Raw genomic sequence first — 13,681 nt, 5'->3', positions numbered from 1 at the left:
GTTTTAAATCTTTTGTTAGTATTCTAAAACATAAATTTTTTTATGTTCGTAATCCCATACTGTTTTATATTTTGCCAAAAATCGATAAGCCAAGATTAAAATGTTATCTTCAATTACTCCTGTAGCTTTTTTAAACTGAATGCTTTTACTTTTGTCAATTGTATGAATACCCGTGAAATCTGTGGTTAATTGATTATTTACAGCTACATTATTCAAAACAAATAAATCTTCATCGTAACCATCTTTCCCATAGTCTTTAAGATATTTTTTCTTCAAGAGCTTTTCAGCCTCTTTATCTGAAAAATCGAGAAGCCCGTAAGAACCGCCTGTATCAAAGAGTCCTAATATTTCAACATCGTCAACTTTTGCTTTTATCATTGGAATATTGGGGCGATTTCTAGTTTCGAAGTCTATAATTGCTACTATTTTTTCGTTTTTTAAAAAGTCTTTTGAAGATTCTCTTTCCGGAGTACTTTTATAAAAACTAAGTTTTCTTTTAGTGTAATCTAATTTGAAAATATATCCCTTGAAAAAATTATATCCTATATATCCTATACAGTCAGGAGTTATGTTATTTTGTAAAAAATCATAATTAGCGCTAGGAATTTGTTTGAGGTTTTGAAAATGCAAGCCATTAGCTAAACGTACTTCTTCAATACTTTCATTAGTATAATTTTTAAATTTTTGTCCACTCGCCACAAAACCATTACCTTTCTCTTTTTGTGAGAGAAGTGGAACGACATTATTGTTGACATCTAATGCTCCTTGGTGCCCAGTATCAAACAGAAATTTCCCTTTAACGCCGTTGATTTCTCCAGAAATAAACGGAAAAGCATTAACAATCGTCAAGGGAAAAGTAATGCTATCACCCGCCAATTGAAATTGATTGCTAACAATAGATTTTTCGATGTTTTGAGCCAGCGAAATGTTAGAAACTATCAAAAATGTTAGTATAAAATTTAAATTAATCATAGTAATATTTTTTTGTTGACTTATAGATTTAAAATTGCCACTTACTTTTTATTTTTAGCATATGGATAAATTAGAGAGCCAGAAGTGTATTCAGCAGGCGAGACCACGACATGCACTCGGCTATCCTTGAATGTATCAATTTCATTATTGAGGACATTTTGAAATTGTATTTGTACAACACGAGGTTCAACCCACTCACCACCTTTACCAAAGCGTACCGTACCAATTACTGTTTCAAAAGTGTTAGAACGGCAATATTCTGAAAGAATTTCATCATCTAAGCTAGCGGTTTCATTAACAGCTTGTTCCAATACCTGCATTTGGGAATATGCCAAAGGAGCCACGTAAAAACCAAGAGCATCTACATTTTCAGCCAAAGCCTTTTCCTGATACTTGGCTAACATTTCCGAAACACCTGGAAAATTCATTTTTGGAACAGGCATCCAATACTCATAGTTAATGAAACCGTTTAAAAGCGGACCTAGTTCGGTTTTTACTGATGCACTCTGTGGACCAATCATAGCACCGCCCACCATTTTAGGGCTATAATAACTATTGTGAATAGCACGAACAAGTCCAATTGAATCTTTCAAATAAGAGCAAATGAAAAATATATCTGCATTAATAGTTTTTATTCTGTTAATTATTGGCGTGAAATCTTCTGTAGATAGTGGGTAGGTTTCCTCATGAATGATTTGCATCCCATATTTAGCTGCATTCTCCCTTGCTCCAATAACTGGGTTACGAGAAAACTCGGCATCAGCAGAAAGTACGGTTACCGTTAACGGTTTTGGATTTTGCGAAGCTGCAAGCTCAAAAAAACCTTCTGTTAATGCTGAATTAGGTTTAGGCCCCGTAGGTATCATTGCAAAATAATTAGGGTATTTTAGTTGCCCATTTACCCCTAAGCCCATAAGACCAATAAGGAATCGCTTCCGTTTTATAATCACAGGTAAGGAAGCAGCAATAGTATTTGTACCATAACCGCCAATAACCAATTCTACATTAAGATTTTCTATAAGGTCAGTATAAATAGTAGGGACTTTTGCGGCATCGCCAAAATCATCAATACATATAAGTTCTACTCTTCTTCCAAGTAATCCACCTCTGCTATTTACATCTGCTTCCCAAATTTGGTGCGCTAGCCTTGCTGCTTTTGTGTTCTCAGCTACAGGTCCAGTAAGAGAAAGACTGTAACCAATGCGGATGGTGTCATTTGTTTCTTTTAAATTTGTATTCATGATAATGTAAATTAAATTTTGATTTACGTTTTGGTGATATTCTATTAAAGGAACATGTTTACGGTTAATTTCGGGTTGGAGCTATTGTCCCTTTCATTGTATAGAAACTACCATCGGGCAATGTTGCATTACTATAAATAATCCCATTTTCATGGTCTTCTACATGCGTTACCGTAGCATCAGAAATTTCTTTCCATGCAACCATATATACATTAGGACGAATTTCAACGGTAGTAGTTTCCACTCTTTCTGAATACCCCTTTTTAGTTAAAGAACCTCCATCTATAACTGTAAAAACCATCGATTCTTCTGATTCGAAGAAAAGTTCAGTTTTTAGTACACCCACATCCATTATATATCTATTGCCAATTAACTTATTTTTCATTTTTTGATAGATTAAAAGATGTCATTGAATTACCATTTGCAGATTTTGATTCTGGAGTTTCTTCTTGTACTACATCCCAGTGTTCTGCTATTTTTCCGTCTTCAAGCCTGAAAATATCGACTACTATAACTGGTACTGGTCCCCAGCCATGAACAAGACTATGAGTAATCACAATATTATTCTCTTCCACAATTATACCTGGTTCCCAATTAAAATTAGCATCTAAAAAAGGTAAAAGTTTTCTCAGCCCTTCATGACCATTTATCATAGATGGGTTATGTTGTTGATATGATTCATGCCAATAACGTTCGATAGCTGTACTGTCTTTCTGACGAAACAATTCATTCATTGCTTTCAATACGATTTCTTTATTTTTCATCTTATTTTACTTTTTATTTTAATTTATACTTTTCCTTTTTGGTCATTTATTTTACCATATTTACCAGCATAAAAATCGCGGTAAGCATCTGCTATTTCAGCTGTACTATTCATTACAAATGGACCTTCAGCCACTATTGGTTCTGTGTATTGCTCTCCTCCAAATAGAATAATATCAATTACTTCATAAGAATTGTTTACCATCACTATTTCGCCTGCGTTTCTGTCAAATTCAATAAAGTCTCCTGCTTGAAATTCGGAATCATTAAGTTTTGCACCCTTAGTAGGTAAGAAAGCAGCAACCTCTATTTTTTCATCAATGGAAATGGTGAATTTTTTTCCTGCATTAACTTGAAAGTGATATAAAAATTGAACTGAATAATTTGGTATTATAGATTTTAAATCCTCATAACTGCCAGCAATTACTTTTATCCAACCACTATCATTTGGTAATTTTTTTTGCGGAACTTCATCACCTTGAATTGCTAAATACTCTGGCTTTTCTGCTTTATTTTTTGCAGGTAGATTAATCCAAAATTGAAAAGCATGTGTACGATTACTATCTTTTTGAGAATCTATATTTAATGTCTCATCATGGATAATTCCATTTCCAGCTTTCATCCATTGAACTCCTCCGGAATACACTTTTGCATAATTTCCTGCACTATCAAAGTGCTCATCTTCTCCTTCTATAATATAGCTTAATGTCGCTATTCCTCGATGGGGATGCGCTCCAGTTCCGCTATTCATAGAAGTCGAATGAACTTTTGGAGTTATATGGTCTAAAAAAACAAACGGACCAACTGCATCAGCATATCTATTTGCTAAGATTCGGTAAATTGTTAAGTCACCAATATCTGCTCTTTGACCTTGTGTTGAAAAACTAGTTTTCTTTTTCATATATGTAAAAGTTATTTATTAGAGGTCATATATAGAATCGCTTTTATTTATTGGTGTTTGCTTGCGCAAACGGCTTGTTAATGGCGATTTCATATTTAAAATTTTAATTTATTCAAGAAATACATACAAGGATTTAATTTTACCATTTTCAAAAACGGCAATGTCCATACCCGTTGAAACAATTGACTCACTATTTTCGCCCATTCCCCAAATTAGCCTCCCAATATTGTTATTGATGGTAACTGGCTTAAGTTTGAAAAAATTAAAAGATTTTGGTATATTGATTTGAATATTACTTACACTTTCATTAATAGCATTTTGACCGCTTATTTGATGTCCTACATGATATAAATTACTGTCAGCTGTATAGATGTTTTGAATTGCTTTTATTCTTTGATTAGCATCTCTTTCGTTCCATACACTAACTAAATTTTCTTCCATAAGACGAGTTAAATCCTTTTCCATAATTTATTTAATTAAGTTAAATGAAAGCAACATTTTAATGAATATCAAAATGTTGCTTACATTAAAAATTCAATTTCAGACAATAGACTAATGTGATGGAGGAGGTGTAGCTAAAAGTTGTAATTCCCACGCTAAAGCAATACCACTTGCACCACCATGTTCTAAAATAACTTCAGATAATTTAGTTGCTGTTTCCATACGAGCCCAATCGCGTTGCCATTCTGCAGAAACTGCCATCCAATTGATTGGAACTATACCAACCTGTATCATACGTCGCATCGCCATATCATGCGCTTCTTTACTTACACTTCCGCATGCATCTGATACAACAAATACTTCGTAACCTTCGCCTAGTGCTTGTATTGCAGGCATAGCTACGCATACCTCTGTCCATAAGCCAGCTAAAATTAATTGCTTACGACCACTTTCTTTAACGATGTCTGTTACTTTTGGATCTTCCCACGTATTAATAAAAGTTCTATTAATAGGTTTTTGCTCAGGAAATACATCTTGAATGCTTTTAAAAAGATATCCTCCACGTTCTTCCATTACTGTAGTAAGAATAGTTGGAACATTAAAGGCTTTTGCTGCTTTTGCAAGACCTACAGTATTATTAAGAATCATTGTAGGTTCATGACTATTCAAGTTAGCCATTTGATAAGGTTGGTGGTCGATAAGTACCACAATACTGTCTGCTGGACGAAGTAATCCTTCTAGTCCAATTTTAGGAGATTTTTCCATTGCTTTTTGATTTAAAATTATAAGTCAAAATTATGTGCTATGGACTGGTTAAAACGTAGCTAAATGGCAAAAAAAAACATAGACATTTGTCTATGTTTTCTATGATTTAACTTACTTACTAAGGTGTTGTTTGCGTATTCGACTAAGAGTATCTTTGGTTATTCCAAGATAGGAAGCAATAAGATGCTGTGGAAAACGCTGTAAAAATTGTGGATGATTAGTTATAAAATCTAAATATCGTTTTTCTGCACAAAAGCTGATTGTTGAAGTTATTCTCTTTTGATTTGCTATATTATTCCTTTCATCCATTTTTAACATCATTTCATTAAAGGCAGGTGATTCAGAATTAAGTTGTAACATACTTTCTTTCGTTATTAGTAGTACTTCACAATCTTCCCAAGCATCTATATAATATTTACTTGTTGTAAGCATTATAAAACTTTCTCGATCTCCAGCCCACCAATTTTCAATATATAGATTTACAATATTTTCCTTACCGTTTTCATCTACATAATATTTTCGCATTGCACCTTTTATTATAAAAGCAAAATATTTACAGACATCACCTTCGGCTAAAAAATATTGTTTTTTTCGTATTTTTTTATAAACCAAATGACTACTTATATTCTTAAAATCGCTTTCAGATATAGGAGTAGTGATGTATCTATTTATATAATTGAATAGTGATTCCACAGATTTAAATTAAATATTTACAAATTTATTAATTTAATTTAAATAGTTTTGTATCATTTTGATATATTTTGTGTTTGGAATTTAATGTTTTTTTATATAATTAATACCTTTTTGGTTCTATTTTTCTTAACGTAAATACTGTTACTATTGAAAATCCATATGTTAGCACTATGTACAAAATTTATAAAACAAATATTTAAATAACTTTTAAAAAGACTTAATTTTAATTTTTCACTTCCGATTTTACGTTTAAATCAAAATAATACAATCTTGTATAGTTAATTGGATATGCAAAACATTTCATATCGCTAATTTTATTATTTATTTGAGCACATTATCTTCTTTAATAAAAGATAGTTTAAGAGTTAATATATGGAATTACCTTATTCCCAATTAACTCGATAGATAGATGCTAATAATTGATGGTGTGTTAAACCTGCATTGTCCATTTGAAAAGTAAAACGGTCAATTCCACCTAATGCTTCGCTATGTCTTACTAATTTTTCAGCTACTTGTTCGGGACTACCCACAATGAGTGAACCTTTTGGTGCCACTAATGCATCAAAACCAGCTTTTGTTACTGGAGGCCATCCTCGTTCTTTTCCAGCTTTTGTCCAAAGTTCAGCATAACCTGGATAATAGTTGGCGATAGCTTCTTCATTACTCATTGCTACGTAGCCAGGTGAATGCAAACCCACTTTTAGTTGTTCTGGTGCAAAACCTGCACGACTTCCTGCTTCTCTGTATAGGTCAATTAATGGGCGAAATCGGGCTGTTTGTCCACCAATAATCGCCACCATTAAAGGCAGTCCTAAAGTACCTGCTCTTATAAACGATTCGGGAGTGCCACCTACACCAAGCCATATAGGAATTTTTTCCTGAACCGCTCGTGGATATACAGGTTGGTTTTCCATAGATGGTCTAAATTTACCCGTCCACGTTACAAATTCATTATCTCTGATTTGAAGCAGTAAATCTAATTTTTCTTTAAATAAGGCATCATAATCCTTCAGGTCAAACCCAAACAATGGATAAGCTTCTATCGCAGAACCACGACCCACAACCAATTCTGCCCGACCTTTAGAAATAAGGTCAAGTGTTGCAAAACTTTGATATACGCGAACAGGGTCATCAGTACTTAAAACTTTAACAGCACTACCAAGAGTAATTCGTTTTGTTCTTGCAGCAGCAGCCGCAAGTATTACAGCTGGAGCAGAATCTAAAAATTCTTTTTTGTGGTGTTCACCGATGCCATAAACATCTAATCCTGCCTTATCAGCCATAACAATTCTGTCTAGTAACTGCTCCATAGCATCAATTCCAGTTAGGGTAGTACTGCCGTACATAGCAGATGCAAAACTATCTATACCAATTTCCATATTAATTTTATTAAAAAATTATATTCTACAACCACCATTGGCAATGATTTGTTGTCCATTAATCCAAGCACCATCTGAACTAACAAGGAATGCTACTACTGATGCAATATCCTTTGGGTTGACCATTCTGCTTAGATTATTTTTTACTTAAAGATTTTAAAATTGTATTGGCTATTTTTTCTGCAACAGCAATCACAGTTATATTTGTAGCTACCGAAATGATGTCAGGAAAAATAGAAGCATCGACAACACGAAGAGATTCTATATTGTGCACATTCCCTTCAAAATCGACCACTGCTTCTTTAGAATCAATAGCACCCATTGGAGCACTAGTAGTAGGATGGGAGTAAGTAGCTACATTTTTTTTAATGGCTTCGATTAAATCTTCATCGGTTACGACATTTTCACCAGGAGCAATTTCGGAATGTACAAAATTTGAGAATGGTGCTGTTGTAGCAATCTTTCGGGCTAATTTAGCCCCTTCTAACATTCTAGAAATGTCAAAATCATCTTCTAGATAATTTGAATCTACCTTCGGGTTTACATTAGGATCAGTTGTTTCAATCCAAACTTTTCCTTTTGATTTAGGCGTTGTAACGGCTACTGCTAATACAAAACCCATTTGTGTTGGACTCCATTCGTCTGGAAAAAGGTGAGTTGCAGTAATATGAATATCTAATTCTTTTTCTTTCGATATGGAAGATGACGTCCATAATTTTGCCGCTATAGGAGGCGATTTTGTTTCAACCATTTCTTTATGCATCGCATAAGCAGCATAATGAAAAGGATGATCTTTTAAATTTTTACCAACAGGAAGATTTGCTATTACCGGGATTGCTAATTTATTTAAATCATTTTCATTACCAATACCAGAGCGAAGCAAAATCGCCGCACTACCATAGGTACCGCCAGAAAGAATTATTTCTTCTGCAAAAAATTCTTCGCCAGTTGCTAATGCTACACCAATAGCTTTTTTATTTTTAAAAACTACTTTATCAACAACAGCATTAGACACAATGGTAAGATTTTTTCTTTCTCTAACAGCATTGGTTAAATATGCCATTCCTGTATTTACACGTACACCATTAACAACATTCATTCTATAAGGGCCTACACCATTAGCATTGGCACTATCAAAATCCTCGATTAAGTTGTATCCAATAGTAACTGTTGCGTCAACAAATGCTCTTTGAACAAAAGTTAAATCAGTTCTTAATAGTTGTCGGACTGGTAGAGGTCCATCAAATCCGTGTAATTCTTTATCTCCAGAATCACTAGATTCTAGTTTTTTATAATAAGGAAGCATTTCTTCAAACGACCAACCTGGAATATTCCAATTTTTAAAATCTTCTGGACGTGCTCGTAGTGCAACTGCGCCATTAATAGCTGAACTTCCACCTAAAACTTTTCCTCGTGGCAAATCAATTTTATTTCCGTAAGTTGTTGGTTCAGATTGAAATCCCCAGTTATGTTCTGCGTCCCCTCCTGGATTACTCGCACTTGAAATTGCAGACGGATAGCCCCATGCAGGATATGCGTTTCCGCCCTCAATGAGTAAAACATTATTGTCGCTTTTTTCAGTTAGACGTGCAGCCAGTACAGCTCCTGCAGAACCACCACCTACAATTATAAAGTCATATTTTTCGTTTAATTTCTTATTACTTTTCATATTTTTTTACTTTAAATAATTATTTTAAATTTTGTAGCAATAGCATTTTAAATTTCAATTTTTCCATACTTTCCTGCATGAAAATCTCTATTAGCAATTTCAATTTCTTCAACCGAATTCATTACAAAAGGACCTACAGCAACTATTGTTTCTGTATATTTTTCACCACCAAACAATATGATATCAATACTTTTTTCAGAATTATTTTTGAATTCAATTTCACCAGCATTATTATCAAATTCAACAAAATCTCCATTGTTAAATTCAGTGTTATTGAGCACTACATCTTGAGTAGGTAAAAATGCAGCAACCTGTGTTTTATCTTCAAATTTAATTGAAAAGGATTGCTTTGCGTACAAATGAATATGATACAAAAACTGTTCAGAATAATTTGGAATTATCGAATTTAATTCTTCATAACTTCCAACCACAACTTTTATCCAACCAACATTATCAAATAAGAATTTTCGGGGGACATCATTTGTTTGAATTGCAATGTACTGCGGTTTTTCCGCTTTGTTTTTTGCTGGTAGATTTATCCAAAACTGAAATCCATAAATGTATTTACTATCAGTTTGGCTGTCATAATTAATAATTTCATCGTGAATTATTCCATTACCAGCTTTCATCCATTGGACTCCTCCCGAATATATTTTACCAGTGTTTCCTGCACTATCAAAATGTTCTACCTCACCTTGTACTATATATGTTAATGTTGCAATCCCTCTATGAGGATGCGCACCCATTCCATTAATATCAATAGTTTTTTTTATGATAGGAGCTACGTAATCCAAAAAAACAAAAGGACCAACTGCATCAACATATTTATTGGGGAATATCCGTTGAATATTTAAAGGACTTATACCCACTCTTTTTCCTTGGGTTGCAACACTTATTTGTTTTCTCATAGTTTAAAATTTTATAATGGAACTATCTATTTACCACAAATACAAGATGAGTTGTTCAAAACTAATTAGATCAAAAGGTCTTCCATGCCATAAGCCATCAGAATTTTTGAATATTCTGCACCTAAGGCTTCATTGGCAGTCTTGGTTATATCACCAATTGCAGCTGGGTCAACAACTGTTCTTAACGGTCTTTCACCTTTTGGCAAACTAATTAAATTTACCACAGCATTTGCAACTTCTTGTGGATTCGGCTTTACAGTTTCGAATATTAGATTCATTGAATTAAACATTTTTTCAGAATATTTATCCATAAATTTATAATCGTCCATGATTGATAAATCAGAACCAGATTGAATTTTTTGTGTCATTTCAGTAGGGAAACCTCCAGGCTGAATGATTGCAATATCAACACCCAATGGTCTTAATTCGTAATGTGAAGCTTCGCTCAAACCTTCTATAGCAAACTTTGAAGCACTGTAAATTGAGAAAAATGGACATGAAAATCTTCCAAACCCACTTGATATATTGACAATTAAACCTTCAGATTTTTTTCTCATATAAGGTAATACCAATTTCATTAATCTCCATGGTGCGATAACATTTACTTCAAAAACATTCTGTAAGTCTTCAGCTGTAGCACTCTCAGCAACTCCGAACATAGTAATTCCAGCATTGTTGACCAATACATCTATAGTTCCTTCATTTTCTATTATGGTTTGAACTGCATTTTTTATACTTGTTTCATCTGTCAAAACCACCTCTAAAACGGTTATGTTTTCTATTAATGAAAGAGCCTTAGCTTTATCTGAGTTTTTGCCATTTACATCCCTCATAGTTGCATAAACTTTATGACCAAGTGCGGCTAAACTGTTTGCGGTAAGCCATCCAAACCCACTATTTGTTCCTGTAATCAAAACAACCTTGTTACTCATTACTTTTTGTTATTAGCATTATTTTTATAGTTATTTTTAATTTCAAATTATTATTTACAAACAAATTAAGAATAGAAATTTATTAAGATGTTTTATTATGACTCAAAACTTCCTCCACTCATTGCTTTTTGGAAAGCCTGCGGATTCCAATACTCTTTATAATTTACAATTAAGTCGTTTTCAAAAGTTACAAAAGTAGCATAGCTCATTTCGTAAGGATTTCCGTTTCCGATTACTACACCTGATACACTCCATTCTGCAATTACCATATTAGGATCATTAGTACTATATACTTTTAAGGTTGGCAAAGATTTTACATCAATAAAGCTTGGGTAATCTTTTAGGTAGTTGTAAAATGCTTCTTTACCTTCAAATCTATTCTGCATACCTTCTGGAGAAAAGGGAAATTCGGCAACTACATTTTCAGCCCAAAATTCTGACAATCCTTTCATGTCTTTGGCTAGAAATTTATCTAAGCTGTTACGAAATAATTCTGCTGTTGTGATTTTTTGTGAATTTTCCATTTTTTTTTGATGTTTAATTAGTTAATAATTTATTACAAAATTAGATAAGCCATAAAGACCAAAACGATGATAAATGACAAAAAAAACCGTTGATATATATCAACGGTTTTCTTGTTTATGGAATTGCTTCGGGAGGTCAAGTATCATCAAGTTAAAGAATTTTTATCCTTTGATTTTTAATTCTAAAAACGGTAGGGGTCAGATTGAGATTTCTTCATTAGAAATTATTTCTGTTGGCGAATGATAATATATTTTATTTAATTAAGCGGAATAGCAATTCTTAATGTCGGTCGGTAGCCCTCAACCCGATTTTTAGATGCTGTTTCAAAAAAGGCTTTTAATTCTATTAAGGCACCTCCTTTGGTAAAATATGCCAAACCAGCCCCATAGCCTAAAACCCTTTCTTTTGTGTCGTTAATACCCATTTCTTGTTGGTAATAGTCACTATCGCCATCATAGCTATCCTCATTGAGCTGTGCCAAAAAATAACTTGCAGCCTCGACGCGAAAATTGGGAAAAATGGCGTAATCTATAGAGTAATTACCATTATAAAAAGCCCCAGCTTTAGCTTTTTGTCCGACTATACGGGTATTATAATTGAATTGATTTCTCGCACTTATGCTGACACGATCATTCAAAATTAAGGTAAAGGCGTGGTTCGTGCTAAACGTATAAGCCTGAGCAGAGGGATTAATGTTGTATTTTTCGTTATAGGAACCAATTGGAAGAGTAAAATTTACATCTAAACGATGTGAAAATGGCTTGCCAAATAATTTCTTTTCTGACCATTGAATCGCTGTACCTTGTGTTATATCACCTAGTACATTTGGGTTCACCGTAGGTGAAGGCCCACCCGAATTAGAGGCATTGATTTGGACTACTGGAATAATTACTGTAAAGCCCAAAATACCTCCAAAAACTTTGATCGGTGTCTGATAGATAATCTGATTTATCTGCACTATGGAGTTTACTTTCAAATCCGAGTGTATATCTTGACCCTGACCATTGACGACTTTATTGGTCTGGAATATCTGTACAAATCCCTGATAGACAAATCCTGGTTTACCTCCCATACCGTCAAATACATTTACCGCTCCTAGGTTCGTTGGAGGCAAGGTTGGATCTTGAGCTGAAGCCCTATTAGAGTAAATCATTTGCAAGAATAGAATAGACCAAAGGTGTATTTTATTATAAAAGATATTCTGTAAAGACACTAATAAAAAGCGTATCGTTTCAAAATAATTATAGACTTTTTTATTCATAGATTTTATAGAATTTACATTTGTTTTTATGTTTAAAATTATTGAACTTGTCATTCCTAGAAATGAGGTATAAATCATAATAATCCATTGTTTTTGTTAATGTGATTTTTGGGTTTTAAATAAGCCCTATTTATTAACGGTTATTTACATTGGATTGAACATTACCTACTAATAGTCACAGTAAGGTTTGATCATAATTTCGTGAAGTTCGATGATGATTTACTTAATAACCAATAGTAAATGGCTTCCCTACAAATTGCTGATTTTTGATTTCATCAACCAATGCAACCGCATAATCTTCGAATGAAATGTTGCTTGCTCCGTTTTCATCAACAACCAGAGCGGTAGTTCCTAACCTGAATTTTCCAGTGCGTTCACCTGCTTGAAGCATTGCAGCTGGGTTAAAGTAAGTCCAGTTTTCAAGCCCCGAATTTTCATAAAGTCCTTGTACTTCATTATGTGCAAAAATAGAAGGTTTAATTTCTTCAGGAATATGTTTCATAAACTCGGCATCATCTAACATTTTAATGTCCACTGAATTCTCATTATTAGTAGCTCCTCCGACAGCAATAATTCTTGTTTGCGGTTGTTTTTTCAAGACATCTATAAGGTTTTGATGCGCTTGTTTAAACTGTTCTGCTGTTAGACCAGCATAAAGAGATGTTGCTGAAACAACTACATCTATACCTGCAAATAATGATGGTAATTCTATTTCATTTAGTACGTCACCTTTGACTGTTGTCAAATTAGGATGTTTTAGTTCTAGAGCTTCTGGTTTTCGCTGTACAGCTGTTACTTCGTGACCCTTATCTAGTGCTTCTTTTAAAATTCGTTGACCAATGTTACCAGTACCACCAATTAATAAAATTTTCATGATTTACGTTTTTAAAGTTATTTAAGAATTCAAAATTGCATCATAAGTAAGCTTTAAAATGTAGATAAATGACAAAAAAAACTGTTGATATTTATCAACAGTTTTCTATTATTGGAAAACATTAAATTTATTTACTCATCTTACGCAAAAAAGTCCTCGAATTTTCACGTTTTAACATTTGCATTGTTAACAACTTACAATCCATAAAACCCCATCTCTTAAAATATAATTACGCAGCCTTTCTTGGTTTTTTCAATATTTCCAATTCTGCATGTGCGGCTTTTTGAGCAGCTAAATATATTTGAGCTTTCATCGCAAAATGATTTGTTTGTGTTCTTTGTTTAAGCCATTCTAGTTT

Annotated in this window: 16 protein-coding genes; all 16 read right to left on the bottom strand. The window is 33.4% G+C overall.

The window, feature by feature from the left end; genetic code table 11:
* Positions 1 to 15: 15 nt before the first annotated feature.
* A complete protein-coding gene (locus AC8GF4_RS07085) occupies positions 16 to 972 on the bottom strand; it encodes a hypothetical protein (protein ID WP_506593549.1) in 957 nt (318 codons plus the stop codon).
* 41 nt (positions 973 to 1,013) lie between these two features.
* A complete protein-coding gene (locus AC8GF4_RS07080; RefSeq protein ID WP_506593548.1) occupies positions 1,014 to 2,213 on the bottom strand; it encodes an amino acid ABC transporter substrate-binding protein in 1,200 nt (399 codons plus the stop codon).
* A 64-nt stretch (positions 2,214 to 2,277) separates the two neighbouring features.
* Positions 2,278 to 2,598 (bottom strand): MoaF-related domain-containing protein, encoded by a 321-nt coding sequence (locus tag AC8GF4_RS07075; RefSeq protein ID WP_506593547.1) that lies wholly within the window; start codon positions 2,596 to 2,598, stop codon positions 2,278 to 2,280.
* A complete protein-coding gene (locus AC8GF4_RS07070) occupies positions 2,588 to 2,977 on the bottom strand; it encodes a nuclear transport factor 2 family protein (protein WP_506593546.1) in 390 nt (129 codons plus the stop codon). Before AC8GF4_RS07070 ends, AC8GF4_RS07075 begins: the two co-directional genes overlap by 11 nt.
* A 23-nt stretch (positions 2,978 to 3,000) precedes the next feature.
* The gene (locus AC8GF4_RS07065) at positions 3,001 to 3,876 is read right to left on the bottom strand and encodes a pirin family protein (protein WP_506593545.1); all 876 of its coding nucleotides are present in this window, start codon (positions 3,874 to 3,876) and stop codon (positions 3,001 to 3,003) included.
* Positions 3,877 to 3,984: 108 nt separating this feature from the next.
* Complete coding sequence (locus tag AC8GF4_RS07060; RefSeq protein ID WP_506593544.1) at positions 3,985 to 4,341, bottom strand: hypothetical protein; 357 nt, start codon at positions 4,339 to 4,341, stop codon at positions 3,985 to 3,987.
* 87 nt (positions 4,342 to 4,428) lie between these two features.
* Positions 4,429 to 5,082 (bottom strand): hydrolase, encoded by a 654-nt coding sequence (locus tag AC8GF4_RS07055; protein ID WP_506593543.1) that lies wholly within the window; start codon positions 5,080 to 5,082, stop codon positions 4,429 to 4,431.
* A 111-nt stretch (positions 5,083 to 5,193) separates the two neighbouring features.
* Positions 5,194 to 5,775, bottom strand: a complete 582-nt coding sequence (locus AC8GF4_RS07050) for a Crp/Fnr family transcriptional regulator (protein ID WP_506593542.1) — start codon at positions 5,773 to 5,775, stop codon at positions 5,194 to 5,196.
* A gap of 383 nt (positions 5,776 to 6,158) precedes the next feature.
* Positions 6,159 to 7,121, bottom strand: coding sequence for an Atu2307/SP_0267 family LLM class monooxygenase (locus tag AC8GF4_RS07045; protein ID WP_506593541.1), 963 nt, complete (start codon positions 7,119 to 7,121; stop codon positions 6,159 to 6,161).
* A gap of 51 nt (positions 7,122 to 7,172) precedes the next feature.
* Positions 7,173 to 7,280 carry a hypothetical protein gene (locus AC8GF4_RS07040; RefSeq protein WP_506593540.1) on the bottom strand — a complete coding sequence of 36 codons (108 nt, stop codon included), beginning with the start codon at positions 7,278 to 7,280 and terminating at the stop codon, positions 7,173 to 7,175.
* 10 nt (positions 7,281 to 7,290) lie between these two features.
* Complete coding sequence (locus AC8GF4_RS07035) at positions 7,291 to 8,823, bottom strand: GMC family oxidoreductase (protein ID WP_506593539.1); 1,533 nt, start codon at positions 8,821 to 8,823, stop codon at positions 7,291 to 7,293.
* A gap of 47 nt (positions 8,824 to 8,870) precedes the next feature.
* Positions 8,871 to 9,731: a pirin family protein gene (locus AC8GF4_RS07030; protein ID WP_506593538.1), complete on the bottom strand. Its 861-nt coding sequence runs from the start codon at positions 9,729 to 9,731 to the stop codon at positions 8,871 to 8,873.
* Positions 9,732 to 9,796: 65 nt separating this feature from the next.
* Positions 9,797 to 10,663 (bottom strand): SDR family oxidoreductase, encoded by an 867-nt coding sequence (locus tag AC8GF4_RS07025; protein ID WP_506593537.1) that lies wholly within the window; start codon positions 10,661 to 10,663, stop codon positions 9,797 to 9,799.
* Positions 10,664 to 10,758: 95 nt separating this feature from the next.
* Complete coding sequence (locus AC8GF4_RS07020) at positions 10,759 to 11,187, bottom strand: nuclear transport factor 2 family protein (RefSeq protein ID WP_506593536.1); 429 nt, start codon at positions 11,185 to 11,187, stop codon at positions 10,759 to 10,761.
* A gap of 257 nt (positions 11,188 to 11,444) precedes the next feature.
* Positions 11,445 to 12,527, bottom strand: a complete 1,083-nt coding sequence (locus AC8GF4_RS07015; protein ID WP_506593535.1) for a SphA family protein — start codon at positions 12,525 to 12,527, stop codon at positions 11,445 to 11,447.
* A gap of 145 nt (positions 12,528 to 12,672) precedes the next feature.
* Positions 12,673 to 13,323 carry an NAD(P)-dependent oxidoreductase gene (locus AC8GF4_RS07010; protein ID WP_506593534.1) on the bottom strand — a complete coding sequence of 217 codons (651 nt, stop codon included), beginning with the start codon at positions 13,321 to 13,323 and terminating at the stop codon, positions 12,673 to 12,675.
* Positions 13,324 to 13,681: the final 358 nt, after the last annotated feature.

The organism is Flavobacterium rarum (SeqCode) (assembly GCF_965234445.1).
GTDB lineage: Bacteria > Bacteroidota > Bacteroidia > Flavobacteriales > Flavobacteriaceae > Flavobacterium > Flavobacterium rarum.
This window is presented reverse-complemented; position numbering and strand designations above follow the sequence as displayed.

What these genes read in the sequence shown, in the direction of transcription:
- AC8GF4_RS07035 (WP_506593539.1), bottom strand. Translation starts at nt 8,823, where the DNA reads ATGAAAAGTAATAAGAAATTAAACGAAAAATATGACTTTATAATTGTA.
- AC8GF4_RS07055 (WP_506593543.1), bottom strand. Translation starts at nt 5,082, where the DNA reads ATGGAAAAATCTCCTAAAATTGGACTAGAAGGATTACTTCGTCCAGCA.
- AC8GF4_RS07020 (WP_506593536.1), bottom strand. Translation starts at nt 11,187, where the DNA reads ATGGAAAATTCACAAAAAATCACAACAGCAGAATTATTTCGTAACAGC.
- AC8GF4_RS07085 (WP_506593549.1), bottom strand. Translation starts at nt 972, where the DNA reads ATGATTAATTTAAATTTTATACTAACATTTTTGATAGTTTCTAACATT.
- AC8GF4_RS07065 (WP_506593545.1), bottom strand. Translation starts at nt 3,876, where the DNA reads ATGAAAAAGAAAACTAGTTTTTCAACACAAGGTCAAAGAGCAGATATT.
- AC8GF4_RS07070 (WP_506593546.1), bottom strand. Translation starts at nt 2,977, where the DNA reads ATGAAAAATAAAGAAATCGTATTGAAAGCAATGAATGAATTGTTTCGT.
- AC8GF4_RS07025 (WP_506593537.1), bottom strand. Translation starts at nt 10,663, where the DNA reads ATGAGTAACAAGGTTGTTTTGATTACAGGAACAAATAGTGGGTTTGGA.
- AC8GF4_RS07045 (WP_506593541.1), bottom strand. Translation starts at nt 7,121, where the DNA reads ATGTACGGCAGTACTACCCTAACTGGAATTGATGCTATGGAGCAGTTA.
- AC8GF4_RS07060 (WP_506593544.1), bottom strand. Translation starts at nt 4,341, where the DNA reads ATGGAAAAGGATTTAACTCGTCTTATGGAAGAAAATTTAGTTAGTGTA.
- AC8GF4_RS07030 (WP_506593538.1), bottom strand. Translation starts at nt 9,731, where the DNA reads ATGAGAAAACAAATAAGTGTTGCAACCCAAGGAAAAAGAGTGGGTATA.
- AC8GF4_RS07015 (WP_506593535.1), bottom strand. Translation starts at nt 12,527, where the DNA reads ATGATTTATACCTCATTTCTAGGAATGACAAGTTCAATAATTTTAAAC.
- AC8GF4_RS07080 (WP_506593548.1), bottom strand. Translation starts at nt 2,213, where the DNA reads ATGAATACAAATTTAAAAGAAACAAATGACACCATCCGCATTGGTTAC.
- AC8GF4_RS07040 (WP_506593540.1), bottom strand. Translation starts at nt 7,280, where the DNA reads ATGGTCAACCCAAAGGATATTGCATCAGTAGTAGCATTCCTTGTTAGT.
- AC8GF4_RS07010 (WP_506593534.1), bottom strand. Translation starts at nt 13,323, where the DNA reads ATGAAAATTTTATTAATTGGTGGTACTGGTAACATTGGTCAACGAATT.
- AC8GF4_RS07075 (WP_506593547.1), bottom strand. Translation starts at nt 2,598, where the DNA reads ATGAAAAATAAGTTAATTGGCAATAGATATATAATGGATGTGGGTGTA.